The 24,508-nt window shown below is 36.4% G+C and carries 19 protein-coding genes and 3 tRNA genes; 19 read left to right on the plus strand and 3 right to left on the minus strand.

The annotated features are described in order from the left end of the window. Nucleotides 1–82 precede the first annotated feature (82 nt). From CVULP_RS01700 to rpoC, 12 genes are all read left to right on the plus strand, one after another. A tRNA-Thr gene (locus CVULP_RS01700) sits at nt 83–157 on the plus strand. Nucleotides 158–223: 66 nt separating this feature from the next. Continuing rightward, complete coding sequence (gene tuf, locus CVULP_RS01705) at nt 224–1,423, plus strand: elongation factor Tu (protein WP_099461586.1); 1,200 nt, start codon at nt 224–226, stop codon at nt 1,421–1,423. Between the two features lie 47 nt (nt 1,424–1,470). Further along, a complete protein-coding gene (gene rpmG, locus CVULP_RS01710) occupies nt 1,471–1,629 on the plus strand; it encodes a 50S ribosomal protein L33 (RefSeq protein ID WP_004275236.1) in 159 nt (52 codons plus the stop codon). Between the two features lie 13 nt (nt 1,630–1,642). Continuing rightward, nucleotides 1,643–1,718: transfer RNA gene (locus CVULP_RS01715), tRNA-Trp, on the plus strand. Between the two features lie 16 nt (nt 1,719–1,734). Continuing rightward, on the plus strand, nt 1,735–1,914 hold the full coding sequence (gene secE / locus CVULP_RS01720) for a preprotein translocase subunit SecE (RefSeq protein WP_082199257.1): 180 nt from the start codon (nt 1,735–1,737) through the stop codon (nt 1,912–1,914). A gap of 8 nt (nt 1,915–1,922) precedes the next feature. Beyond that, complete coding sequence (gene nusG, locus CVULP_RS01725) at nt 1,923–2,456, plus strand: transcription termination/antitermination protein NusG (RefSeq protein ID WP_004275234.1); 534 nt, start codon at nt 1,923–1,925, stop codon at nt 2,454–2,456. A gap of 22 nt (nt 2,457–2,478) precedes the next feature. After that, nucleotides 2,479–2,904 (plus strand): 50S ribosomal protein L11, encoded by a 426-nt coding sequence (gene rplK, locus CVULP_RS01730; RefSeq protein WP_027304856.1) that lies wholly within the window; start codon nt 2,479–2,481, stop codon nt 2,902–2,904. A gap of 55 nt (nt 2,905–2,959) precedes the next feature. Beyond that, nucleotides 2,960–3,661 carry a 50S ribosomal protein L1 gene (gene rplA, locus CVULP_RS01735; protein WP_099461585.1) on the plus strand — a complete coding sequence of 234 codons (702 nt, stop codon included), beginning with the start codon at nt 2,960–2,962 and terminating at the stop codon, nt 3,659–3,661. Nucleotides 3,662–3,804: 143 nt separating this feature from the next. Beyond that, a complete protein-coding gene (gene rplJ / locus CVULP_RS01740) occupies nt 3,805–4,287 on the plus strand; it encodes a 50S ribosomal protein L10 (RefSeq protein ID WP_099461584.1) in 483 nt (160 codons plus the stop codon). A gap of 15 nt (nt 4,288–4,302) precedes the next feature. Continuing rightward, complete coding sequence (gene rplL / locus CVULP_RS01745) at nt 4,303–4,680, plus strand: 50S ribosomal protein L7/L12 (protein WP_004277759.1); 378 nt, start codon at nt 4,303–4,305, stop codon at nt 4,678–4,680. A 96-nt stretch (nt 4,681–4,776) separates the two neighbouring features. Then, nucleotides 4,777–8,910 (plus strand): DNA-directed RNA polymerase subunit beta, encoded by a 4,134-nt coding sequence (rpoB, locus tag CVULP_RS01750; RefSeq protein WP_215728998.1) that lies wholly within the window; start codon nt 4,777–4,779, stop codon nt 8,908–8,910. Continuing rightward, on the plus strand, nt 8,903–13,456 hold the full coding sequence (gene rpoC / locus CVULP_RS01755; RefSeq protein ID WP_099461582.1) for a DNA-directed RNA polymerase subunit beta': 4,554 nt from the start codon (nt 8,903–8,905) through the stop codon (nt 13,454–13,456). The genes rpoB and rpoC overlap by 8 nt, the downstream gene beginning before the upstream one ends. Before the next feature lie 141 nt (nt 13,457–13,597). Here the strand turns inward: rpoC and CVULP_RS08825 are convergent, their stop codons facing one another. Next, a complete protein-coding gene (locus tag CVULP_RS08825; RefSeq protein WP_427846138.1) occupies nt 13,598–13,813 on the minus strand; it encodes an IclR family transcriptional regulator domain-containing protein in 216 nt (71 codons plus the stop codon). Nucleotides 13,814–14,219: 406 nt separating this feature from the next. Between CVULP_RS08825 and rpsL the strand changes: the two genes are divergently transcribed. The 6 genes from rpsL to fumC all read left to right on the plus strand — a co-directional run bounded on the left by rpsL (nt 14,220) and on the right by fumC (nt 19,194). Further along, nucleotides 14,220–14,603: a 30S ribosomal protein S12 gene (gene rpsL, locus CVULP_RS01760; protein WP_099507468.1), complete on the plus strand. Its 384-nt coding sequence runs from the start codon at nt 14,220–14,222 to the stop codon at nt 14,601–14,603. Between the two features lie 68 nt (nt 14,604–14,671). Continuing rightward, nucleotides 14,672–15,142, plus strand: a complete 471-nt coding sequence (gene rpsG / locus CVULP_RS01765; RefSeq protein WP_099461580.1) for a 30S ribosomal protein S7 — start codon at nt 14,672–14,674, stop codon at nt 15,140–15,142. A gap of 9 nt (nt 15,143–15,151) precedes the next feature. Beyond that, entirely contained in the window at nt 15,152–17,227 is a 2,076-nt protein-coding gene (gene fusA, locus CVULP_RS01770; protein WP_099461579.1) for an elongation factor G, read from the plus strand. Nucleotides 17,228–17,240: 13 nt separating this feature from the next. After that, complete coding sequence (locus CVULP_RS01775; protein ID WP_099461578.1) at nt 17,241–17,615, plus strand: DUF1090 family protein; 375 nt, start codon at nt 17,241–17,243, stop codon at nt 17,613–17,615. A gap of 25 nt (nt 17,616–17,640) precedes the next feature. Next, nucleotides 17,641–17,717 (plus strand) — tRNA-Arg (locus tag CVULP_RS01780). A gap of 85 nt (nt 17,718–17,802) precedes the next feature. Continuing rightward, nucleotides 17,803–19,194, plus strand: a complete 1,392-nt coding sequence (fumC, locus tag CVULP_RS01785) for a class II fumarate hydratase (RefSeq protein WP_099461577.1) — start codon at nt 17,803–17,805, stop codon at nt 19,192–19,194. A gap of 26 nt (nt 19,195–19,220) precedes the next feature. Here the strand turns inward: fumC and glmS are convergent, their stop codons facing one another. Beyond that, the gene (glmS, locus tag CVULP_RS01790) at nt 19,221–21,017 is read right to left on the minus strand and encodes a glutamine--fructose-6-phosphate transaminase (isomerizing) (protein ID WP_099507469.1); all 1,797 of its coding nucleotides are present in this window, start codon (nt 21,015–21,017) and stop codon (nt 19,221–19,223) included. Nucleotides 21,018–21,019: 2 nt separating this feature from the next. Further along, on the minus strand, nt 21,020–23,239 hold the full coding sequence (locus CVULP_RS01795) for a [protein-PII] uridylyltransferase family protein (protein WP_252195506.1): 2,220 nt from the start codon (nt 23,237–23,239) through the stop codon (nt 21,020–21,022). A gap of 192 nt (nt 23,240–23,431) precedes the next feature. Between CVULP_RS01795 and mqnE the strand changes: the two genes are divergently transcribed. After that, entirely contained in the window at nt 23,432–24,496 is a 1,065-nt protein-coding gene (mqnE, locus tag CVULP_RS01800; protein WP_099507471.1) for an aminofutalosine synthase MqnE, read from the plus strand. Nucleotides 24,497–24,508 lie beyond the last annotated feature (12 nt).

Consider the following 24,508-nt stretch of genomic DNA (forward strand, 5'->3'; position numbering starts at 1 on the left):
TGGGAGCTGTATTTATGAAACTTACAGAATTTCCCTTGATAGAGTTTTTAGTTGTCTATTTTTATGTGCGATTTTTCTGAGCGCTCGTATGGCTCAGAGGTAGAGCACTCCCTTGGTAAGGGAGAGGTCGCGGGTTCAATTCCCGCTATGAGCTCCATAATTCGAAAAAATTTCAATGAATTTAGACTTGCCTTGCTAATTTAATTTTATACGGAGGATTAAAATGGCTAAAGAAAAATTTTCTCGTAACAAGCCACATGTAAATATTGGAACTATTGGTCACGTAGATCATGGTAAAACTACTCTAACAGCGGCTATTTCTGCTGTTTTGTCAAGAAGAGGTTTGGCAGAGCTTAAAGATTATGATAACATCGATAACGCTCCAGAAGAAAAAGAACGCGGTATTACTATTGCAACTTCTCACATTGAATATGAGACAGAAAATCGCCACTATGCTCATGTGGATTGTCCGGGACACGCTGACTATGTTAAAAATATGATTACGGGTGCGGCACAAATGGACGGAGCGATTTTGGTTGTTTCTGCTGCTGATGGTCCTATGCCACAAACTAGAGAGCATATCTTGCTTTCGCGTCAAGTGGGCGTTCCTTATATCGTAGTTTTTATGAATAAGGCTGATATGGTTGATGACGCAGAGCTTTTAGAGTTGGTCGAAATGGAGATTAGAGAACTTTTAAGTTCTTATGACTTCCCGGGTGATGATACTCCTATCATTTCAGGTTCTGCTCTTCAAGCCTTAGAAGAGGCTAAAGCGGGACAAGATGGCGAGTGGTCAGCTAAAATTTTAGAACTTATGAAGGCTGTTGATGAATATATCCCAACTCCTGTTAGAGATACTGAAAAAGATTTCTTAATGCCTATCGAAGATGTTTTTTCAATTTCTGGTCGTGGAACCGTTGTAACAGGTAGAATTGAAAAAGGTATCGTGAAAGTTGGCGATACTATCGAAATAGTAGGTATCAAAGACACTCAAACTACAACCGTTACAGGCGTTGAAATGTTTAGAAAAGAAATGGATCAAGGTGAGGCTGGCGACAATGTCGGTGTGCTTTTAAGAGGAACTAAAAAAGAAGATGTTCTTCGCGGTATGGTTCTTGCAAAGCCTAAATCTATCACTCCTCATACTGATTTTGAGGCGGAAGTTTATATCTTAAATAAAGATGAGGGTGGTCGTCATACCCCATTCTTTAACAACTATCGTCCGCAGTTTTATGTAAGAACGACTGATGTTACAGGCTCTATCAAATTAGCTGATGGTGTTGAGATGGTTATGCCGGGTGAAAATGTAAGAATTACAGTTAGTCTTATTGCTCCGGTCGCACTTGAAGAAGGAACTCGTTTTGCTATCCGTGAAGGTGGTAAAACTGTCGGTTCTGGTGTTGTTTCTAAAATTATCAAGTAAATTTTAAAAAGCCAAGTTTATCTTGGCTTTATTTTTAAGGAAAATAGATGAGAGTTAAAGTTGGTTTAAAGTGTGAAGAATGCGGTGATATTAATTATAGCACTTATAAGAATAGTAAAAATACTACGGAGAAATTAGAGCTTAAGAAGTATTGTCCGAGATTAAAAAAACACACACTTCATAAAGAAGTTAAGCTAAAAAGTTAAGCTTTGTGCCTTTAGGGCAATAGCTCCAACGGTAGAGCGCCGGATTCCAAATCCGATGGTTGGGGGTTCGAATCCCTCTTGCCCTGCCATGATCGAGGTTTTGTAATGGAAAAATTAGTAACTTATTTTAAATTATCAAAAGCTGAATTAAGGAAAGTGATTTTTCCTTTAAAAGAACAAGTGAGAAATGCTTACATTACGGTATTTATCGTGGTAGCTGTGGTTTCTTTGTTCTTAGCATTAGTGGATTGGATTATGTCCTCTATTGTTTCTTCTATAGTGTGAGGTGATAAATGAGCGAACATAAATGGTATGCGATTCAAACTTATGCTGGTAGTGAAATGGCTGTAAAAAGAGCTATTGAAAATTTAGTTAAAGATAATAAAATTGAAGAGCGATTAAAAGAAATTGTCGTTCCAACCGAAGATGTTATTGAATTTAAAAACGGTAAAGAGAAAATTAGTGAGAGAAGTTTATATTCTGGATATGTTTTTGCAAATCTTAATTTAGACACGGAACTTTGGCATCGCATTCAATCTTTACCAAAGGTGGGGCGTTTTATAGGTGAATCTAAAAATCCCACACCTTTAAGCGAAAAGGATATTAATTTAATTCTAGAAAAAGCTTACAATAAAGCTGCTCCTAAACCTAAGATTTCTTTTGAAGAGGGAGAAAATGTAAGAATTACGGAAGGTCCTTTTGCAAATTTTACAGGCATAGTTGAAGAGTATGATATGGTGCGTGGCTTACTAAAACTTAATGTTTCTATTTTTGGGCGTTCGACACCAGTAGAAATTTTATATTCTCAAGTTGAGAAGGTGATTTAAATTTTTTAAAGGAGTAATGATTATGGCTAAAAAAGTCGTAGGCGAAATTAAATTACAAATTGCTGCCACAAAAGCGAACCCATCACCTCCTGTTGGTCCAGCTTTAGGTCAGCAAGGTGTTAATATTATGGAATTCTGTAAGGCTTTTAATGAGAGAACGAAAGATATGGCAGGTTTTAATATCCCTGTTGTTATCACAGTTTATGCAGATAAAAGCTTTACTTTTATCACTAAGCAGCCTCCTGCTACGGATTTGATAAAAAAAGCAGCAGGCATTAGTAAAGGTGCGGACAATCCTCTTAAGAATAAGGTTGGTAAGCTAACTCGTGCGCAAGTTTTAGAAATTGTTGATAAAAAACTTGCAGATTTAAATACTAAAGACAGAGACCAGGCGGCAAAAATTATAGCAGGTTCGGCTCGTTCTATGGGTGTTGAAATTGTAGATTGATAAATCCTTACCGCTGGGATTAAGGCGGTAGCACTTTAAAATGCGGAGAAAATAAATGGCAAAAATTACAAAAAGATTACAAGAATTGACAAAAAAGATTGATTCTAAAAAAGATTATGTTTTAAACGAGGCGGTTGATGTAGTAAAAACTCTTGCTTCAGCTAAATTTGATGAAACGGTTGAAATTGCTTTAAAACTTAATGTTGATCCAAGACATGCTGATCAAATGGTGCGTGGTTCTGTTGTTTTACCTGCTGGAACAGGTAAGAAAGTGCGTGTGGCTGTCATTGCAAAAGATGCCAAAGCTGATGAAGCACAAGCTGCGGGAGCAGATATAGTAGGTAGTGATGATTTAGTCGAAGAAATTCAAAAGGGTAATATGAATTTTGATGTTTTAATTGCTACACCAAACTTGATGGGTCTTGTTGGTAAGGTCGGTAGAATTTTAGGACCTAAAGGCTTAATGCCTAACCCTAAGACTGGCACAGTAACTATGGATGTTGCACAAGCTGTGCATAATGCAAAAAGCGGACAAGTCAATTTCCGTGTTGATAAGCAAGGAAATATCCACGCAGGACTTGGAAAAGTGAGTTTTACAAAAGAGAAGCTTTTGGAAAATATTAGCACTTTTGTTAAAGCGATTAATAAGCATAAACCAGCTGCTGCAAAGGGAAGATATATTAAAAATGCGGCACTTTCTTTAACGATGAGTCCTTCTGTAAAACTTGAAGTTCAAGAGCTTTTAGATATGAAATAAGAGTTGTGAAAACAACTCTTATAAATAAACATTTGAGAGAAAGATTTTCTTTGAGATGTTTATTTTAGATTGAAGATAGCCGAGGTCTTAGGACTTAAATGAGAAATCGCTCTGCTTGAAATCTCAATCGGAAAGGAGAAGATGTGACTAGAAGCGAAAAAGTGGAAGTTATCGCTAAGCTTGAAGAGGGTTTTAAGGCAAGTGAGGCTATTGTGGTGTGTAATTACAAGGGTCTTAGCACAAAAAAGCTTGAAGAACTTAGAAATAACGCGAGAGAAAATGGTGTTGAAGTAAAAATTATTAAAAACACTTTGGCTAACATTGCTCTTAATAATTCCGGTAAAACAGGTTTAGTTCTTAAAGATACCAATATTTATCTCTGGGGCGAGGATCAATTAAGCGTTACTAAAGTCGCGGCGAAATTTGAAGAAAATAATGATTTATTTCAAATTAAAACTGCCTTTATTGACGGCGAAGTTGCAGATATTGCTAAGGTTAAAGCCTTGGCTAAGATGCCTTCACGTAATGAGTTGCTTGCTATGCTTTTGCAAGTTTGGAACGCACCGATTACAAATTTTACTATCGGTTTAAATGCGCTTAAAAATAAAAAAGAAACAGAAAATTAATAAAAAGGATAAAAAATGGCAATTTCTAAAGAAGATGTATTAGAATATATTTCAAATTTGAGTGTTCTTGAATTATCAGAACTTGTAAAAGAATTTGAAGAAAAATTTGGCGTTTCTGCTGCTCCTGTTATGGTAGCAGGCGGTGCTGCTGCGGGTGGCGGTGCTGCTGCAGCTGAGGAAAAGACTGAATTTGACATCGTTTTAACTGATAGCGGTGCTAAGAAAATTGAAGTCATTAAAATCGTTCGTGCTCTTACAGGTCTTGGTCTTAAAGAGGCTAAAGATGCTGTAGAGCAAACTCCTTCAACTTTAAAAGAGGGTGTTGCTAAAGCAGATGCTGAAGAAGCTAAAAAACAACTCGAAGAAGCTGGTGCTAAGGTTGAGTTAAAATAAACTTTGAAGTTTAAGGGAATGTAAAATTCCCTTTTTTTGCCTAATTTTTAGGTCTTCTTTTTAAATTTACAAATTTACCAACGAGGTATAGATAATATGTTAAATAATAAATTAGGAAATCGTTTTAGGGTAGATTTCTCCAATATTTCTAAACAAATTGAAATTCCAAATCTTCTTCAATTACAAAAAGCAAGTTTTGATTATTTTTTAAATCTTAGTGATACAAAGAGCGAAAGTGGTATAGAAAAGGTTTTCAAATCCATTTTTCCTATCCACGATCCACAAAATAGACTTTCGTTAGAATATGTAAGCAGTGAAATAGGTAAGCCAAAATACACTATAAGAGAATGTATGGAAAGAGGGCTAACTTATTCGGTAAATTTGAAAATGAAAATTCGTCTCACTCTTCATGAAAAAGATGAAAAAACGGGTGAAAAGGTTGGCATTAAGGATATTAAAGAACAAGAAATTTTCATACGCGAAATTCCTTTGATGACGGATAGGGTTTCTTTCATCATCAATGGTGTAGAAAGAGTTGTAGTTAATCAGCTTCATAGAAGTCCGGGTGTGATTTTTAAGGAAGAAGAAAGTTCCACTGTGGCAAATAAGCTTGTTTATACTGCTCAAATCATACCAGATCGTGGTTCGTGGCTTTATTTTGAATACGATGCTAAAGATGTGCTTTATGTGAGAATTAATAAACGCAGAAAAGTTCCTATAACTATGCTTTTTAGGGCTTTAGGTTATAAAAAACAAGATATTATAAAATTATTTTATCCTATTCAAACTATTCACGTAAAAAAAGATAAATTTTTAACAGAATTTAATCCTAATGATTTTATCGATAGAATCGAGTATGATATAAAAGATGAAAAAGGTAAGGTGGTTCACCCAGCAGGTAAAAGACTGACAAAAAAGAAAATTGAACAACTTATTAAAGATGGTTTAAAATGGGTGGAGTATCCTTTAGAGGTTCTTATAAATAGATACTTGGCAAGTCCTATTATTGATAAGCAAAGTGGAGAAATGCTTTTTGACTCTCTTACTCTCATTGATGAGGGAAAACTTGCTAAAATTAAAGAGCAAAAAAGCTTCAACATTGCTAATGACTTGGCAAATGGGGTCGATGCGGCAATTATTAATTCTTTCATACAAGATAATGAAACTTTAAAACTATTAAAGCAAAGCGAAAATTTAGAAGATGAAAATGATTTGGCAGCAATTAGAATTTATAAGGTTATGCGTCCGGGTGAACCTGTGGTAAAAGATGCTGCTAAAGCTTTTGTTAATGATTTATTTTTTAATCCAGAAAGATATGATTTAACTAAAGTGGGGCGTATGAAAATGAATCATAAATTAGCTCTTGATGTGCCTGAATATACCACCGTTTTAACAAATGAAGATATTATCAAAACTGCTAAATATCTTATAAAAGTAAAAAATGGCAAGGGCTATATTGACGATAGGGATCATTTAGGTAATCGTCGTATTCGATCTATTGGTGAACTTTTGGCAAATGAGCTTCATTTGGGGCTTACAAAAATGCAAAAGGCGATTAGAGATAAATTTAGCTCTTTAAATGCAGATTTGGATAAAGTGATGCCTTATGATTTGATTAATCCTAAGATGATTACAACTACAATTTTGGAATTTTTTACAGGTGGGCAATTATCACAATTTATGGATCAAACAAATCCTTTAAGTGAGGTTACTCACAAACGCCGTTTATCTGCACTTGGAGAGGGTGGTTTGGTAAAAGAAAGGGCAGGTTTTGAGGTGCGTGATGTGCATGCAACTCATTATGGTAGAATTTGTCCTGTTGAAACTCCAGAAGGTCAAAATATCGGTCTTATCAATACCCTTTCTACCTATGCTAAGGTTAATGAACTTGGTTTTGTTGAAGCTCCTTATAGAAAAGTGGAAAACGGCAAGGTGAGCGATGAGGTTATTTATCTTACTGCCACTCAAGAAGAGGGACTTTTCATTGCTCCAGCCTCGACAAAAATCGATGCTAAGGGTTATATCATCGAAGAATTTGTGGAAGCTAGACAGGACGGCGAAACTATCCTTGCAAGAAGAGAGGAAGTCCAACTCATCGACCTTTGCTCAGGTATGGTTGTGGGCGTAGCGGCGTCTTTGATACCATTTTTAGAACATGATGATGCTAACAGAGCCTTAATGGGTTCAAATATGCAACGCCAAGCCGTGCCTTTACTCACTTCTTCCGCACCTATTGTCGGTACAGGTATGGAAAGAATTATAGCTCGTGATGCGTGGGAGGCTATCAAAGCTAGACGAGGTGGAGTGATAGAAAAGGTTGATAATAAAAGCATATTTATTTTGGGTGAAGACGAGAAAGGTCCTTTTATTGATCATTACAGCTTAGAAAAGAATTTAAGAACGAATCAAAATACAAATTATGTCCAACACCCTATTGTTAAAAAGGGTGATGTGGTTAAAGCAGGGCAAATTATAGCCGATGGTCCTAGTATGGATCAAGGTGAGTTAGCTATAGGTAAAAATGCCCTCATCGCCTTTATGCCGTGGAATGGTTATAATTATGAAGATGCTATCGTTGTGAGTGAGAGAATTATCCGTGAGGATACTTTTACAAGTGTGCATATTTATGAAAAAGAAATTGAAGCGAGAGAATTAAAAGACGGCGTTGAGGAGATTACTAAAGATATCCCAAATGTTAAAGAAGATGATGTGGCACACCTTGATGAAAGTGGAATTGCAAAAATAGGGACACATATTAAGCCCGGTATGATTTTAGTCGGTAAGGTTTCTCCAAAAGGCGAGGTTAAGCCTACTCCAGAAGAAAGGCTTTTGAGGGCTATTTTTGGAGAAAAAGCAGGGCATGTTGTCAATAAATCTTTATATGCTACGGCTTCTTTAGAGGGCGTTGTCGTTGATGTAAAAATTTTCACTAAAAAAGGCTATGAGAAAGATGATAGGGCTTTAAAATCCTACGATAAAGAAAAAATAGTTTTAGAAAAAGAATATCACGACAGACTTTTAATGATGGACAGGGAGGAAATGCTAAGAGTGTATGCGCTTTTAGCTAAAGCTCCTTTAAATAGTGAACAAAAGGTCGGTTCAAAGACTTATAAAAAGGGACAAAAAGTCTCTAAGGAAGATTTAGAAAAGGTCAATCGTTTTATTTTAACAAGCCTTATTAAAGCTTATTCTAAAGAAGTGCAAAAGCAATATGAGGATTTAAAAAATCACTTCCAAAATGAAAAGAAAAAATTTAAAGCCGAACACGATGAAAAGCTTGAGGTTTTAGAAAAAGATGATATTTTACCAAGTGGAGTTGTCAAACTTGTAAAAATTTATATTGCAACAAAAAGAAAGCTCAAAGTTGGTGATAAAATGGCTGGGCGCCACGGAAATAAGGGCATAGTTTCTACCATAGTTCCTGAAGTGGATATGCCTTATCTTCCAAATGGAAAAAGCGTAGATATAGCTTTAAATCCACTTGGTGTGCCTAGCCGTATGAATATAGGACAAATTTTAGAAAGCCATTTAGGACTTGTGGGCTTGAAATTAGGTGAACAAATTCAAGAAATTTTTGACAAAAAACAAAAAGATTTTATCAAAAACTTACGCAAAAAAATGCTTGAAATTTGCTCTATCCCACGCCTTGCAAATGAAAAAGCTTTCGTGGAGAATTTAAATGATGAAGAGCTTTTAAACTATGCAAGAGATTGGAGTAAGGGTGTGAAATTTGCCACTCCTGTTTTTGAGGGGGTTAATATAGAGGAATTTGCCGAGCTTTTCAAAATGGCAAAGGTCGATATGGACGGAAAAACGGAGCTTTATGACGGACGCACAGGCGAAAAAATCGCAGAAAGAGTGCATGTAGGCTGTATGTATATGCTAAAACTTCATCACCTAGTCGATGAAAAAGTGCATGCAAGAAGCACGGGACCTTATTCTCTTGTTACCCAACAACCAGTCGGCGGTAAAGCTCTCTTTGGAGGACAGAGATTTGGGGAAATGGAAGTTTGGGCTTTGGAGGCTTATGGAGCGGCACATACTTTGCGTGAAATGCTTACTATAAAATCTGATGATGTTGAAGGTCGTTTTAGTGCCTATAAGGCTTTAACTAAGGGTGAAAATGTCCCAGCCACAGGCATACCTGAAACCTTTTTTGTTTTGACAAATGAGCTAAAATCTTTAGCCTTAGATGTTGAGATTTTTGATAAGGACGAGGAAAATGAGTAAATTTAAAGTAATAGAAATCAAAGAAGAAAACCGACCAAGAGATTTTGAAGCTTTTCAATTAAGACTAGCTAGCCCTGAAAGGATTAAGTCTTGGTCTTATGGAGAGGTTAAAAAGCCTGAAACGATTAATTACCGCACTTTAAAGCCTGAAAGAGATGGACTTTTTTGTGCGAAAATTTTTGGACCGATTCGAGATTACGAATGCCTTTGTGGTAAGTATAAAAAAATGCGTTTTAAGGGCGTAAAATGTGAGAAATGTGGCGTTGAAGTTGCAAATTCAAAAGTGCGTCGCTCTAGAATGGGACACATAGAGCTTGTAACGCCAGTAGCACACATTTGGTATGTCAATTCCCTCCCAAGTCGTATAGGAACTTTGCTTGGCGTTAAGATGAAGGATTTAGAACGTGTGCTGTATTATGAAGCGTATATCGTGGAAAATCCTGGCGAGGCTTATTATGATAATGAAAATTCCAAAAAAGTCGAATTTTGTGATGTTTTGAATGAAGAGCAGTATCAAAGCTTGATGCAACGCTATGAAAATACCGATTTTAAAGCAAGGATGGGCGGCGAAGTCGTGCGAGATTTACTCGCAAATTTAGATTTAGTGGCTCTTTTAAATCAGCTTAAAGAACAAATGCAAGCGACAAATTCTGAAGCCAAGAAAAAGACAATTATCAAACGCTTGAAAGTGGTGGAAAATTTCTTAAATTCTAACATCAATGCTAATATTGACAGCGAAGATGCGGTGCCAAATCGCCCTGAGTGGATGATGATTACAAATTTGCCTGTTTTGCCACCTGATTTGCGTCCGCTTGTTGCTTTAGATGGAGGCAAATTCGCGGTTAGTGATGTTAATGACTTGTATCGCCGCGTGATTAATAGAAACACAAGACTTAAAAAACTCATCGAGCTTGACGCACCTGAAATTATTATTAGAAATGAAAAAAGAATGTTGCAAGAAGCCGTTGATGCCCTATTTGATAATGGTCGTCGTGCAAATGCTGTCAAGGGAGCAAACAAAAGACCACTTAAGTCTTTGAGTGAGATTATTAAGGGTAAGCAAGGGCGTTTTAGACAAAATTTGTTGGGAAAAAGGGTGGATTTTTCTGGTCGTAGTGTTATTGTTGTGGGACCTAAGCTTAGAATGGACCAGTGTGGTTTGCCTAAAAAAATGGCTTTAGAACTTTTCAAACCACATCTTTTAGCCAAGCTTGAAGAAAAGGGCTATGCGACTACTGTTAAGCAGGCTAAAAAAATGATAGAAAATAAAACAAACGAGGTTTGGGAATGCCTTGAAGAGGTAGTTGAAGGACATCCTGTAATGCTTAACCGTGCCCCAACTTTACATAAACTTTCTATACAAGCTTTTCACCCTGTTTTGGTCGAGGGTAAGGCGATTCAGTTGCACCCCTTAGTGTGTGCGGCGTTTAATGCGGACTTTGACGGGGATCAAATGGCTGTGCATGTGCCTCTTTCTCAAGAAGCCATTGCTGAGTGTAAGGTTTTAATGCTTTCTTCTATGAATATTCTTCTACCAGCGAGTGGAAAATCCGTAACAGTGCCTTCTCAGGATATGGTTTTGGGAATTTATTATCTTTCTTTAGAAAAAGTGGGTGCAAAAGGAGCGCATAAAATTTGCACAGGTATTGATGAGGTTGTAATGGCGATGGAGTCAAATTGCCTTGATATTCATGCAAATATCCAAACCATTATCGATGGGCGTAAATGTGCGACTACGGCTGGGCGTTTGATTATCAAGTCCATTTTGCCTGATTTTGTTCCTGAAAATATGTGGAATAAGGTGCTAAAGAAAAAAGACATCGCCGCTTTGGTCGATTATGTTTATAAGCAAGGTGGTTTAAAAATTACTGCAAGTTTCTTAGATAAGCTTAAGAATCTAGGTTTTGAGTATGCGACTAAAGCGGGTGTTTCTATCTCCATAGCTGATATTATCGTGCCAAATGAAAAGCAAAAGGCTATTGATGCCGCTAAAAAACAGGTAAGAGAAATTCAAAATTCTTACAATCTAGGCTTAATCACTTCAGGTGAAAGATATAATAAAATCATCGATATTTGGAAAAGCACGAATAATATTTTATCAAAAGAGATGATGGAGCTTGTGCAAAAGGACAAAGAGGGCTTTAATTCTATTTATATGATGGCAGATAGTGGTGCAAGAGGTAGTGCGGCACAAATTTCGCAACTTGCCGCAATGAGAGGTTTGATGACTAAGCCTGATGGGAGCATTATTGAAACGCCTATTATTTCAAATTTCCGTGAAGGACTTAATGTGCTTGAGTATTTTATCTCTACGCACGGTGCTAGAAAGGGGCTTGCCGATACAGCTCTTAAAACGGCAAATGCTGGGTATTTGACAAGAAAACTCATCGATGTGGCACAAAATGTTAAAATTACAACTTATGATTGTGGCACACACGAGGGCATTGAGATTAATGAAATCACTGCCGATAGTTCTATAGTAGAGACCTTGGAAGAGAGAATTTTGGGTAGGGTTTTGGCTGAAGATGTGATTGACCCTATTACAAATTTTGTTCTTTTTGCTGAGGGAGCTTTGATTGACGAAGAGAAAGCTAGGGTGCTTACTGAAAGTGGGATTAAGAGTGTGAATATCCGCACTCCTATCACTTGTAAGGCTAAAAAAGGAATTTGTGCGAAGTGTTATGGGGTAAATCTTGGCGAGGGTAAGCTTGTCAAGCCCGGTGAGGCAGTGGGAATTATCTCAGCACAATCTATCGGTGAGCCGGGGACTCAGCTGACCCTTAGAACTTTTCATAGTGGTGGAACGGCTAGCACGGATTTGCAAGATAGACAAGTGAGCGCACAAAAAGAGGGTTTTATAAGATTTTATAATCTTAAAACCTATAAAAATAAAGAGGGTAAAAGTATAGTCGCAAATCGTAGAAATGCGGCAATTTTACTTGTTGAGCCTAAAATTAAAGCTCCATTTAAGGGAACTATTAGTATAGAAAGCATCCACGAAGATGTGATTGTGTCGATTAAAGATAAGAAAAAAGAGGCGAAGTTTATACTAAGAAAATACGACCTTGCTAAACCAAATGAGTTAGCTGGTGTGAGTGGAAATATAGACGGAAAGCTTTATTTGCCATATCAAAATGGTGCTTTGGTTAATGAAAATGAAAGTATAGTCGAGGCGATTAAGGAGGGGTGGAATGTGCCTAATCGTATCCCTTATGCGAGTGAAATTTTGGTTAATGATGGCGATCCTATCGTGCAAGATATTAAAGCGGGCGAAAAAGGAACTTTGAAATTTTATATCCTTAAAGGCGATGGGCTTGATAGAGTGCGTAAGGTTAAAAAGGGCGATATAGTCAAAGAAAAAGGTTTTTTTGTTGTGATTGCAGATGAAAATGACCACGAGTCAAAAAGACATTATATCCCTAGAGAGTCTAAAATAGAATTTGATGATAGTGCGGTGATAGATGATGTCAATGCCATTATTGCAAGTGCGGCGAAAAAAGATAAAAGTGTGATTGCTGAGTGGGATGCGTATAATAATGCTATCATAGCGGAGATTGACGGCGTGGTAAGTTTTGAGGATATTGAGGCAGGTTATAGTGCAGATGAGCAACTTGACGAGGCGACTGGAAAGCGTTCTTTGGTGATTAATGAGTATTTACCAAGTGGTGTGCGTCCTACCCTACTCATAGCGGGGAAAGGGGATAAGACTGTGCGTTATCAGCTTGAGCCAAAGACGGTCATTTTTATCAACGATGGCGATAAGGTTTCGCAAGCAGATATTTTAGCTAAAACTCCTAAGGCGGTGGCTAAGTCTAAGGATATTACGGGCGGTTTGCCGCGTGTAAGTGAGCTTTTTGAAGCGAGAAAGCCTAAAAATGCTGCTGTGATAGCGGAGATTGACGGCGTGGTGCGTTTTGATAAACCTTTGCGTTCAAAAGAGAGAATTATCATCGAGGCTGAAGACGGCTCAAGTGCCGAGTATCTCATCGATAAAGCCAAGCATATCCAAGTGAGAGATGGCGAATTTATCCACGCAGGCGAAAAGCTTACAGACGGCTTAATCTCAAGCCACGATGTGCTTAAGATTTTAGGCGAAAAAGCTTTGCATTATTATCTTATAAGCGAAATTCAGCAAGTGTATCGTGGGCAAGGCGTTGTGATTTCTGATAAGCATATTGAGGTGATTGTCTCTCAAATGTTAAGACAGGTGAGAGTGGTTGATAGTGGGCATACGAAATTTATTGAGGGAGATTTAGTTTCACGCCGCAAATTTCGCGAAGAAAATGAAAAAATCGTTAAAATGGGCGGAGAACCAGCCATAGCAGAACCTGTGCTTTTAGGGGTAACTAGAGCAGCCATAGGAAGCGATAGTGTCATCTCGGCAGCCTCTTTCCAAGAAACAACCAAGGTGCTAACCGAAGCAAGTATAGCGGGTAAATTTGACTACTTGGAAGACTTAAAAGAAAATGTCATTTTAGGTCGCATTATCCCTGTTGGAACAGGACTTTATGGTGAGCAAAATTTAAAACTTAAAGAACAAGAATAGTAGCTCTTTTTGAGCTACTATACCTCTTAGTCGTTAAAGTAGATTCTTAAAGTTTTTCTATTTTATTTTTTCTTCAAGTAGTATTTTGTTTAAAAATTTCGTTGGAGTTGAAATAAGGTAAGAAATATCAATTAAACGATTTTATTTTTTATTATAATTCTTAGTGCAATTTTTTGATGTTATAGTATTTTTTGTGATTTTTTGAAAAGCTTGTGAGTAGATTTTTAACTCATTTTTGCTTTTATTTGTTAATAAAGTCTTGTTTAAAGAGATTATATAGGCTAAATAAGAGGTGCCTATGAAAGATTTTAGTTGGGTTTGATTATTGGCGTCTATTTTTTCTAACATACAGCACATTACTTCTTTAAAATTCTCATTTAGCAAATTTGTTTTGTTAAATTTCTTATGTTTTTGATGAGTTTATGGACTTTAATTTCGTTTTGGATATGATTTGTTAGGAATAGAATTTGAAAGTTTAAACGATAAGTTTTGTTTTTTTAGTGAGATTAGAGTAAATGATGCTTACAGGGATATTTAAATTTTTTGCTATGGCACTTAAAATAAGTTTTTTTTTGTGAGTTGTCAAAAAATTTTTAAGATATTTAATGCTCTTAAAATGGACTGATATAGATAAAACAATCCTTTGATAAAAATTTGTTTTTTATCATTTTAAATTTATTGCAAAATTTATCATAGTTTATATTTTTGTAAGTAAAACTTAGATAAAATCCCAAGTTTATTACATTTTAAGAAAGGAATGATTGTGCCTACCATAAATCAATTGGTTAGAAAAGAGCGTAAAAAGGTTTTAGAAAAGTCTAAATCTCCGGCGCTTAAAAATTGTCCGCAAAGAAGAGGCGTTTGCACGAGGGTTTATACTACAACTCCTAAAAAGCCAAACTCCGCCTTAAGAAAAGTTGCCAAAGTAAGACTTACTAGTGGCTTTGAAGTGATTAGCTATATCGGTGGTGAGGGTCATAACCTCCAAGAGCATAGCATCGTTTTAGTGCGTGGCGGTAGGGTAAGGGACTTACCGGGTGTGAAATATCACATCGTGCGTGGTGCTTTAGATACTGCTGGCGTGGCTAAAAGAACGGTTTCTCGTTCTAAATATGGTGCGAAGCGTCCAAAAGCTGCCGCTAAGTAATTGTTAAAACAGGCAAATCCGTTTGATTTGATTTTGTTTGAGTAAAATTTTAAATTTGAAGGAAAAAAATGAGAAGAAGAAAAGCTCCCGTAAGAGAAATCTTACCCGATCCAATTTATGGTAATAAAATCATTACAAAATTCATTAATTCTTTAATGTATGATGGTAAAAAAAGCACCGCCACAACTATACTTTACGGTGCTTTAGAGGCTATCGATAAAAAAGGTGGCGAAAAAAAAGGTATTGATGTTTTTAATGAGGCGATTGAAAATATTAAGCCTTTGCTTGAGGTCAAATCACGCCGTGTGGGTGGCGCGACTTATCAAGTCCCAGTTGAAGTGCGTCCTGCTAGACAACAAGCCTTGGCGATTCGTTGGATTATTTCATTTGCAAGAAAAAGAAGTGAAAGAACGATGGTAGAAAAATTAGCAGCTGAGTTAATGGACGCTGCAAATTCTAAGGGTGCGTCTTTTAAAAAGAAAGAAGACACTTATAAAATGGCTGAAGCAAATAAAGCTTTTGCACATTATCGTTGGTAGGAGATTAAGATGTCAAGAACGACCCCTTTAAAAAAGGTTAGAAATATAGGAATTGCCGCTCATATTGATGCGGGCAAGACGACAACAAGCGAGAGGATACTCTTTTTCACAGGTATGAGTCATAAAATAGGCGAAGTGCATGACGGTGCTGCGACTATGGACTGGATGGAGCAGGAGAAGGAAAGAGGTATTACCATCACTTCTGCGGCAACAACTTGTTTTTGGAAAGATTATCAAATCAATCTTATAGACACTCCAGGACACGTGGATTTTACTATTGAGGTTGAGCGTTCTATGCGTGTTTTAGACGGAGCAGTTTCGGTTTTTTGTTCTGTGGGTGGAGTGCAGCCTCAAAGTGAAACCGTATGGAGACAGGCTAATAAATATGGTGTTCCAAGAATAGTTTTTGTTAATAAGATGGATAGAATTGGTGCAAATTTTTATAATGTCGAGGATCAGATTCGTAACCGCCTTAAGGCTAATCCAGTTCCACTACAAATTCCTATTGGTGCGGAGGATAATTTCAAAGGCGTGATTGACCTTGTTACGATGAAGGCTTTGGTTTGGGAAGATGAAAGTAAGCCGACTGATTATGTGGAAAGAGAAATACCAGCGGAGCTTAAAGAAAAAGCTGAAGAATACCGTGTCAAAATGATAGAAGCGGTGAGCGAGACAAGCGATGAGCTTATGGAGAAGTATTTAGGTGGCGAGGATTTAAGTCTTGAGGAGATTAAGGCTGGGATTAAAGCGGGGTGCTTGAATTTAAGTATTGTCCCTATGCTTTGTGGAACAGCTTTTAAGAATAAGGGAATTCAACCTTTACTTGATGCGGTTGTTGCGTATTTGCCAGCTCCTGATGAAGTGGCAAATATTAAGGGTGAATATGAGGATGGCAGTGAAGTTTCAGTTACTTCAACTGATGATGGAGAATTTGCAGGACTTGCCTTTAAGATTATGACAGACCCTTTTGTGGGGCAACTTACTTTCGTGCGTGTATATCGTGGAAGTCTTGAAAGTGGTTCTTATGCTTATAATTCTACCAAGGATAAAAAAGAGCGTATCGGCAGACTTTTAAAAATGCACTCTAATAAAAGAGAAGAGATTAAGGTCCTTTACGCAGGGGAAATCGGTGCTGTTGTAGGACTTAAAGATACGCTTACGGGCGATACTTTAGCAAGTGAAAAAGATAAGGTTATTCTAGAGAGAATGGATTTTCCAGATCCTGTTATTTCAGTAGCGGTTGAGCCTAAGACTAAGGCAGACCAAGAAAAAATGTCTATTGCACTCAATAAACTAGCCCAAGAAGATCCAAGCTTTAGGGTTTCAACAGATGAAGAAAGCGGACAGACTATCATCTCTGGTATGGGTGAGCTACACTTAGAAATTATCGTTGATAGAATGCTAAGAGAATTTAAAGTCGAAGCGGAAGTGGGACAGCCGCAAGTGGCTTACCGCGAAACCATAAGAAAAGCGGTCGAGCAAGAGTATAAATACGCTAAACAATCAGGTGGTCGCGGTCAATACGGACATGTATTTTTACGCCTTGAGCCTTTGGAGCCGGGTAGTGGCTATGAATTTGTCAATGATATTAAGGGTGGTGTTATCCCTAAAGAATATATCCCAGCTGTGGATAAGGGTGTGCAAGAAGCCCTACAAAATGGTGTTTTGGCAGGCTATCCTGTCGAAGATGTGAAAGTTACTGTGTATGATGGAAGCTATCACGAGGTGGATTCTTCTGAAATGGCATTTAAACTTGCCGCATCTATGGGTTTTAAAGAGGGTGCTAGAAAAGCGGGAGCTGTGATTTTAGAACCTATGATGAAAGTAGAGGTTGAAACTCCTGAAGATTATATGGGCGATGTAATTGGCGATTTAAACAAAAGACGCGGTCAGGTCAATTCTATGGACGAAAGAGGTGGCAATAAGGTCATTACAGCATTTTGTCCTTTAGCTGAGATGTTTGGCTATTCTACCGATTTGCGTTCTCAAACTCAAGGTAGGGCGACTTATTCTATGGAATTTGACCACTATGATGAAGTGCCTAAAAATGTCTCCGAAGAGATCGTTAAGAAAAGAAACGGATAAGGAAATTTAGCCTATGATGAAATTTGTTATTTTTTTATTGTGCACGTTGAGTTTTAGCTTTGCAAATGAGTGCGAAGAGAAAATTCTTAAGCTTGAAAAAGAATTAGAATACGCCAAAAAATATGATAATGAATTTAAGGCTAGAGATTTGGAAAATGCCATTACTACACTTAAAACAAAGTGCAAGGATAATCCAAATTATTACAAAGAGCTTTTGCAAATCAAGCAAGATAAGCTCATAAAAATAGAAGCTTTAGAAAGGGATCTTGATGCTTTGAGCGATAATCAAGATTCTATGTCTAAGGCAGAATACAAATTTAAAAAAGAAAAACTAAAGTTGCAAAAAGATTCTTTAAAACAAGAACTTAAGGCTTTAGAGCTTTACTAAGGGTTGTTTTACAACCCTCTTCTTTGTCCTCGTAGCTCAGCTGGATAGAGCGCAAAATTCCTAATTTTGAGGTCGTGAGTTCGAATCTCGCCGTGGACACCATTTAAATTCTCTTTCGTTTAATTTTAGTTTATAAAAACTCAACTTTATTGTGTTAGAATTTAAGAATTTCTTACAAGGAGTAAAAATGGAATATAGAATCGAACATGATACTATGGGTGAGGTTAAAGTGCCAAATGATAAGCACTGGGGCGCACAAACGCAAAGAAGTTTTGAGAATTTTAAAATAGGCTGCGAGAAAATGCCTAAGGTTTTAATTTATGCTTTTGCAAATTTAAAAAAATCACTTGCTATCGTTAATCATAAGCTAGGCAAACTTGATGAGGCTAAGAAAAATGCCATCACTAAGGCTTGTGATGAGATTATTGCGGGTCAATTTGACGATAATTTTCCTTTAGCGATTTGGCAGACGGGTTCTGGCACACAAAGCAATATGAATATGAATGAAGTCATTGCGAATAGGGCAACCGAAATTATGGGTGGAGATTTTCGTAAAGAAAAGCTCGTGCATCCAAATGACCATGTTAATATGAGTCAAAGCTCAAACGATACTTTTCCAACGGCTATGAGTATAGTAGCTGTTGAGCAAGTAGAGAAAAAACTTATCCCAGCGCTTGATAGTCTCATTGCGACTTTTGAAAAGAAAGTGAAAGAATTTGAGGGCATTATTAAAATAGGCAGAACGCATTTGCAAGACGCTACTCCACTCACTTTAGCACAGGAATTTAGCGGCTATTTATCTATGCTTTTACATTCAAAAGAGCAAATTATTGCCTCTTTGCCTAGCTTAAGAGAATTGGCTATCGGTGGAACAGCCGTAGGAACAGGACTTAATGCACATCCGGAGCTTAGTGAAAAAGTGAGTGAAGAACTAACAAGACTTATAGGCACAAAATTCATTTCAAGTCCTAATAAATTCCACGCTCTAACAAGCCACGATGCGATTAATTTTACGCACGGAGCGATGAAGGGTTTAGCGGCGAATTTGATGAAAATTGCCAATGATGTAAGATGGCTTTCAAGTGGTCCTAGATGTGGTTTGGGCGAGATTTTAATTCCAGAAAATGAGCCGGGAAGTTCTATAATGCCTGGAAAGGTTAATCCTACCCAGTGTGAAGCGATTACTATGGTCGCCGTGCAAGTGATGGGAAATGACGCTACCATCGGCTTTGCCGCTTCGCAAGGGAATTTCGAGCTTAATGTCTTTAAGCCTGTGATTATTTATAATTTCTTGCAAAGCCTTGATTTATTGGCGGATTCTATGCATTCTTTTAATATCCATTGTGCTGTTGGTATAGAACCAAATCGCGAAAAAATCGAACATAATCTTCATAATTCTTTAATGCTAGTTACAGCTTTAAATCCTCACATCGGCTATGAAAATGCTGCAAAAGTCGCCAAAAACGCTCATAAAAAGGGAATTTCTCTTAAAGAAAGTGCTATGGAATTAGGACTTGTAAGCGAACAAGACTTTAATCAGTTTGTCGATCCTAGTAAAATGATAGGACCTAAAGCTTAATTTTAAAGCCCCTTATTTGGGGGGCTTTATTCTACTGTTACACTTTTAGCCAAGTTTCTGGGCATATCTACATCATTACCCAAGCGGATAGAAATTTCCATAGCCAAAAGCTGAGTAATTAGCATCATTTCAAAAAATTCACACATATAGTGGTTTTGCTGCTTTGTTTTGATAAAATCATCGCTTAAGTCAAAGTCAAGAGGCGAGATACAAAGTAAAGTGGAGTCCCTAGCAATGAGTTCTTCGACATTAGACTTAGTTTTTTCATAAAGTAAATTTTGCGGCATTAATGCTATGGTGTAGAGCTTGGAGTCTGCTAGGGCTATGGGTCCGTGTTTCATCTCTCCAGCAGGATAACCCTCCGCGTGAAGATAGGAAAGCTCTTTAAGTTTTAAAGCACCCTCTAAAGCCAAAGGATAAAAAACATCACGCCCAATGAAGAAAAAGCCGTGTCCGTCTAAATAGCGTTTGGAAAGGCGGTGTATTTTTTCGTGCAAATTTTGCTTCACAAGCACACAATTTGGCGTGTGTAATAAGGCTTTAATATCCTCTTGGATAGGCAAATTTCTTTTTTGTGCAATGAAAATGGCTAACATCCAAAGGGTTAAAACCTGCGTTGCAAAAGCTTTGGTGGAAGCGACCCCCTTTTCAATTCCTGCACGCGTGAGGAGGCTTAAATTTGCCAAACGCACGATATTAGAATTATCTACATTACAAATAGCAAGGCTTTTAACTCCCGCATTTTTAGCTATTTTGAGGGCTTCTAGGGTGTCAGCCGTTTCGCCACTTTGTGAAATGACGATGAAAAGGGAGTTAGGGTCAATTAAAGCTTCGCGGTAGCGAAATTCACTGGCAATTTCTACTTTTGCACGAATTTTAGCCACTCTTTCTAAAAGATAGCTTCCTACTAAGGCAGCGTGGTAGCTCGTGCCGCAAGCACAAAGGGTAATTTCACTAAAATGCGTTAAATCCTCCTTTTCAAGTTCATCAAAAACGACTTTATCACCCTCAATGCGTCCCATCAAAACTTCACTTAAAACGCGACTTTGTTCGTAAATTTCTTTCTCCATAAAAAAGCGAAAGCCGTCTTTTTTCGCGTAAGCCTTATCGCCTGAGAGTTTAACAAAATTTGGTTTTAAACTTTTTTCATTTTCAAAAATAACAAGTTCATTTTCCCCCGCATAGCCATAACTTAAATCTTCTAAATAAATCACTTCATCAACATTGCCGATTAAAGGAGCGTCTCCACTAGCAAAATACAGCTCATTTTGAGTGTTTTTGCCTATGATAAGAGGTGCGGCGTTTTTAGCAAAAAAGATTTTGTTCGGCTCTTTTTTGGTGATGAGTAAGCTTGCAAAAGCTCCCTTTAAACGAGAAATGGTTTTTTTAAAGGCTTCTTTTGCTTCTAAATGGTGTGCGTAGAATTCGAAAAGCTGCACGATAACTTCAGTATCTGTTTGACTTAAAAACTGCACACCCTCTTTTTCAAGCTCGTCTTTAAGTTCTTTATAATTTTCAATAATGCCATTGTGTATCACGCAAGAATATTGCCCTAAATGCGGATGAGCGTTGATTTCAGTAGGTTTTCCGTGCGTTGCCCATCTTGTATGTCCTATGGCAAAGCCAAAATTCTCGCTACGAAATTCCTTGCATTTATCTGCTAAATTTTCAAGCTTACCAACCGCTTTGAAAAAGCTAAGTTCTCCCTCACTCATCACTGCAAGTCCTGCACTATCATAGCCTCTATACTCTAGCTCTTTAAGTCCGTTTAGTATGATTTGCTTTTTTTCATTTTTGCCAATGTAGCCGACTATCCCACACATTTTCACTCGCTTATTAAAGAATTTATTATTTTATTTTGATTTTGCAAAAGAGCTTCGTTTTTTTCAAAAATGAAGCTATTGCGTGTCCTTTGGCGTATGGTTTGAATTTTAGCTGTGCTTAAATGTAAATCATAGCCGCGAAAAATATTCATTACAAACGCCATTAAACCTTGCTGGTCCTTAGTGTTAAGATTTAATTTTGCATAAGTTTTAGAATAATTTAAATCAAATTTTACTTCATCTTTTTTAATGATTGGCTTTTTTATTTTTCTTTTGTGGCTTAAATTTAAATTCGTGTTTAAAAGCGTTAAAAGCTTCTCTTTGTGTGTTTGATTAATGATATTTTCATATTCAAATTTAAGGTAAATTTTATCATTAAAAAGTTCATAAAAGCTCATAAAAATGAGATTAAATTCACTCAAAGCGTATAAAAAATATTCGATTTTAAAATCTTTTTGGCAAATGATTTCAAGGCTTAGATTGCTTTCTGTATTAAGCCAGAATTTAAAATCTTGATTGTGGGCAATTTGGGCGATTTTAATGATGTCTTCAAAGCTGTTTTTGATGAGGAAAAGATTGGATTTAATATGCGTGATTTTATCTTGTAAAAGAGGGCTTAAATCCAAAAAAGCCTTAGTTCTTTTAAGAATTTGTTCTTTTTTAACTCTTCTTGTGCTTTCTTCTAGTAAATTTGCGTCCTCAAAGCCACATTTAGCATTGATTAAAAGCTTATCTAAGGCTTTGTAAAAAAAAGGCGAGGCGTGTGAAATTTGGGCTTTTATTTTGGTTAAAAGGGTTAAAAGTTCTAGGGTTTTGAGATTTTCTAGTTTAGAAAGTAGGGCGGATATGATGAGAGGATTGTAAATATCTTCTTTTTCGACCAGCTCTTTTAAGGCGTTGAAATTTTTATAAAGCTTAAGACCAAGTTCAAGTTCTTTGTTTTCTAGCTTAAATTTTGCACAAAATGCTCTAAAAACACCGCCTTTAGCAAGTTCATTTTCCTCCTTAACACCGCTAAAAAGAATGACAAGTTTTAAAAGTGCATTTTCTTTAAGCACTAAATTTGCTTTTTCAAATTCTTCTAGCATCACAAATGCCTCCACATCAAAGCAATAATCACTTTCTTCATTGCTTAAAAATCTTATCATAGGCTTAAAAAGCTCTTTTAATTTCCCACTATCTAGCAAAATTTTTAAAATAAAAAAGCAATGTTTTCTTTCAAAAAAGCCCTTAAAAAGCTCTAAAGCTTTTTCATTTTCTTCTTTTAAAAAAGGCATTTCTTTAAGTGTGAAAACTAAATTAATATTTAATTCACACGGCTCATCTTTGAGTGAGTTTAAAAATTGTAAAGCTTCTAAAAAACTAGAAAAATGATATTGCTTCTCTTTTTTTTGTAGAAATTCATTTTGAATTTGTTTTATTAAAAAAGCATTGTAGAGACTTATGGTGTGCATAGAATTTAAAATTTTTTGCACTAAATTTTCTTTAGCTTTTAAATTTTTCTTTTCTCTTTTATACATCAAATTTGCTAAATCTTGAGCGTTTTCAAGTCTAAATTCATCATTATCTTTTTGATTTTGAAGATTAAGGGCGGATTTAAATGAGAGCAAAAACTCACCTGCTAAGCGTAATTCACTAAAATTTTTTTCACTAATAAAAGAAAGTGCGTAATTAAAGCTATCTTTTTTAAAAAGTGTGAGTAAATTATCCAAATTTCTTAAATCTTGTAATCCCCCATCTGCTTTTTGGATATTAAAATCCTGCTTTAAAAAGGCTAATTCACAGGGCTTAAAAAGATTTAAAGCAAGGGAATTTAAGTGTTTTTTAAGTGTCAAATTAACCCTTGCTTTACTATCTTTAAATAAAAGCTTTGAGCCACTTATAAAACGCATCTGTATGAGAGAGTTTAAAAGCTCTTGCTCACTCATATAAGCTAAACCCTCATTTTCTAAAATAATATAATCAAGCCTCAAACCTACATCATTTAAAAGCTCAATTAAGGCTTTAATGAGGGGTTTTAAATGATAAATTTTTAGGTTTTTATATGCAAAAAGTAAGGGTATAGGCTCATCAAAACACAAATGATTTTTCGCATAATAATCCCTCGCCACTATGCAAAAAGGCACAAGCTCCTTAGTCGGTAAAAAATCTTCAAAAAATTCCTCTAAAACAATCATAAAAGCTTGATTGATAAAATAGTCTATTTGCTTACTATGATACATACTAAAAGAGCCTTGCTTTAAAAAAAGCTTATGGCAAGAGCTTTTGTAATCTGCAATTGTGTCTTTTAATTTTTGTCTTGGCAAATTTTTCCTTTTTGTTTGTTTAAATTATTTTAGCAAAATTCTTTTTATGAACTTTTATTAAGAAGAAAAAATTATAATAACGCTTTTAAAAAAATAAAAGTGAAAATAATGTGTGATTTAATAAAAAAATTAGAAAGCAAAGAAAGACTTAGTGAAGAAGATGCTTATAGGCTTTATGATTTAGACTTATTTACCCTAGCAAAATTCGCCCATCAAAAACGCACCACCCTACACGGCAAAAAGGTGTATTTTAATCTTAATCGCCATATTAATCCAACAAACATTTGTGCGGATACTTGCAAATTTTGTGCCTTTTCAGCCCACAGAAAAAACCCTAATCCTTATCTAATGAGCCACGAAGAAATTTTAGACATCGTCGCTGATACACAAAAACGCGGCACAAAAGAAGTGCATATCGTTTCAGCACATAATAAAGACACAACTTGGCAGTGGTATTTAGAAATTTTTCAAAAAATTAAACAAAACTACCCCCAAATTCACATCAAAGCCCTCACAGCAGCAGAAATTGACTTCATTCACCGCAGATGGGGACTTAGCTATGAAGAAGTGGTGGAGAAAATGCTAGAATATGGCGTGGATTCAATGCCTGGAGGAGGAGCTGAAATTTTTGACGAAGAAATACGTGCTAAAATTTGCAAAGGTAAGGTAAGCAGTGAAAATTGGCTTAAAATTCACGCTCTATGGCATAAAAAGGGTAGGCAAAGTAATGCCACTATGCTCTATGGACATATAGAAAAAAGAGAACATAGAATCAACCATATGCTAAGGCTTAGGGCTTTACAAGATGAAACGGGTGGTTTTAACGCCTTTATCCCTTTAGTGTGGCAAAAGGATAATAGCTTTTTAGATGTCAAAGAACAGCTTGATAGTGAGGAGATACTTAAAACCATAGCTATTTCGCGTCTTGTGCTTGATAATATCAAAAATATTAAGGCTTATTGGGCGACTATGAGTTTAAATTTAGCTATGGTGGCTCAGGAATTTGGGGCAAATGACTTAGACGGCACGATAGAAAAGGAAAGCATACAAAGTGCAGGTGGAGCTAAGAGTGCGAAAGGGACAAAGCTTGAAACCTTCATTGAGCTGATTAAAACCTCAAATTTAATCCCTGTGGAAAGGGATAGCCTCTATAACGAGCTTAAAATTTATTAAAACATAATATAA

Origin of the sequence: Campylobacter vulpis, assembly GCF_014217995.1 — a bacterium.
GTDB lineage: Bacteria > Campylobacterota > Campylobacteria > Campylobacterales > Campylobacteraceae > Campylobacter_D > Campylobacter_D vulpis.